Source organism: Desulfosarcina sp. (assembly GCF_041551955.1).
Taxonomy (GTDB): Bacteria; Desulfobacterota; Desulfobacteria; order Desulfobacterales; family Desulfosarcinaceae; genus Desulfosarcina.
The window spans coordinates 1-2,415 of sequence record NZ_JBFELV010000585.1; the positions used below are offsets into that span (position 1 = coordinate 1).

The 2,415-nt window shown below is 50.5% G+C and carries 2 protein-coding genes and 1 pseudogene; all 3 read right to left on the minus strand.

Annotated features, from left to right (window positions below; all coding sequences use genetic code 11):
* A partial coding sequence (locus ABYV26_RS24480) for a tyrosine-type recombinase/integrase (protein WP_372683965.1) occupies positions 1–579 on the minus strand: 579 nt, incomplete at its 3' end.
* A 126-nt stretch (positions 580–705) separates the two neighbouring features.
* A pseudogene (locus ABYV26_RS24485) lies at positions 706–831 on the minus strand (hypothetical protein); the annotation flags it as partial.
* A 238-nt stretch (positions 832–1,069) separates the two neighbouring features.
* Entirely contained in the window at positions 1,070–2,083 is a 1,014-nt protein-coding gene (locus ABYV26_RS24490) for an NAD(P)-dependent alcohol dehydrogenase (protein WP_372683966.1), read from the minus strand.
* Positions 2,084–2,415: the final 332 nt, after the last annotated feature.

Consider the following 2,415-nt stretch of genomic DNA (forward strand, 5'->3'; position numbering starts at 1 on the left):
ACTGAAAATACCAGCCTTTGCTGGACACACGCGGTAAATGTTCTCAATCCAACGAATAGCTTCCACATCGCGAATGGTTCCCAGATACCTTTGTGTGGTCGAAAGATTTGCGTGCCGGAGGATAACTTTTGATATAATTTCAATAGGTACGCCAGATCGAGATGCAAAAGTTGCCGAATGCCGACGTAGATCATGCGGTCTGAGTTTGACACCTACCATTTTACCGGATTTGATCACCATCACCCTGGCGGCTTCATAGGAAATCGGAAATATCCGATCGCTGGACGCATTGCACACCTGAAGCGCGTATTCTCGCAATCGGTCAGCCACTTTTTGAGGGATGAAAACAAACTCGTATTCCTTGCCGCTTTTAGGTTCACGCAGGATTAGTTTTCGGTCCTGAAGGTCTCCCAGTCTTAATTTCAGCACTTCACCGATGCGCATACCGCCTCGGGCCATCAATTCGAGGATCAATCGATTACGAACCTTCGTGGTTCGGAAGATGATTTCGTCGATGGTTTCCTTCTCGACGATTTTCCATCGCAAAGGCACCCTCCCCCGATACAGCTTGCGGATCATAGGCCTGTCGCATGGGTTCCTAAGCTCGGGATCGATATTGTTGCGGACGAAATTGAAAAAAGAAAAGCGCTGGGAATAAAGGATCCGCGTGGTGTAGGGATTGTTGCCTTCTGTGAGGCGGTTCAGGAAGGTGAGGATGTGTTCCGGGGTAATCTGGTCGACGGGTCCATCACCGAATTCGTTGATGTACCGCTCGATGATAGCCCGGTAGGATCGCACCGTATTTTTTTTTAGAATGGGTTTTCTGGTAATTGATCCAGATTTTGGCTGTTCGCGATAGTTTCATGGCGTTCCTCCTTGGGTTAAGGGGTTAACGATATGGGGCGGTACCCAAGGTAAGCCTATGATATTCAGATGCTAAATGTAAATTCGGGGTATTCCCTGATACTTATGGAGGATGGCAAGGCACATGTAATTTTCGCCATGCTGTTTTTCATGGGATAGACAAGTCTATATTCAGTAGGCCACAGGTAGGATTTCCCCTTCAAGATCAAAAGCGGATGCAGATCTTTCCAAAATGCTTCCCTTGCTGCAGATATTCCATGGCTTCTTTTAGTTCTTCAAAGGCAAATACCCGATCGACCACAGGCTTTACCTGGTGTTGGGCTATGGCCCGGGTCATGGCTTCGAATGAATCCCGATGGCCGACAGTGATTCCCTGAAGGCGAACCTTTCGGGTCACGATTAATCCCAGACTCACTCCCATGTTCACCCCGGAAAGAACACCGATCATGCTGATCGTCCCCCCAGGCCGAATCACTCTCAGGGATTGAGGCAATGTTTTCTCCCCGCCGACTTCGACGATGTGATCGACTCCTTCGCCCCCAGTCAGTTTTTTCACTGCCTTGCCCCACTCCGGAACGTTGGTGTAGTTTATGCCTACGTCGGCACCTATTGCGGCGGCCTGTTTCAGTTTATCATCGCTGCTGGAGATGACGATTACCTTGGCCCCAAGCAGCTTGGCGAACTGCAAGGCGAACAAGGACACGCCACCGGTCCCCTGTACCAGCACCGTGTCTCCGGCTTTGACATCACCTTCCGTGACCAGCGCACTCCAAGCGGTTAGCGCGGCACAGGGCAGGGTCGCAGCTTCCTCGTCCGTCAGGTATTTGGGGGCCTTCGCCAGACCCTCCTCGCCTACGACCATGTATTCCTGCATCACGCCGTCCATCGGTCCGCCTAAAGTAGACGTAATTCTTTTCAGATCAGGTTCTCCGGCAATCCATTTCTGCATAAACATCGGGCAGGCCCTATCACCGGGTGTCACCCGAGTGACGCCAGCACCGATTTCTATAACCTCCCCAACGCCGTCTGAAATTGGGACCAGGGGAAGCGTACCGGTAAAGGACCCGTATCCCCTAAGCGGTACCACGAGATCACGGTAGTTGATGGAGGCGGCTTTCATCCGAAGCAGCACCTCCCCGGGCCCCGTTTCCGGCTTGTCGCGCCCGGCTATTTTCAGATGTTCCATGGACCAGTCATCCTCGATCTGAAATACTTTCATGGGGTCTTCCTTTCTATTTTTTTTTGGAAAAAGAGTTTCAGCAGAGGTGCGGCGGTCGCAAAAAACATTTCGTCCTTTCAACAGCTACTATTTCGATGTTCTGTTAGCATGACTTCCACAAGTTCAGCACGCATTAGTTGCCATAGTTCCCAACATCCATAAACCATAAGCCAACCGAGCACTCTTTGATCTTATATGACTCAATGATCAATTCGCTGTCCTGTGTGACTATACTCTTTTGAAGGATTATTTAAGGAGAAGCCAGTGCCTAAATGAAAAGAAAGGTACGACCCTTTTGGAGGAGGTGGTGCCATGGGTCATTCCCGCCTCGG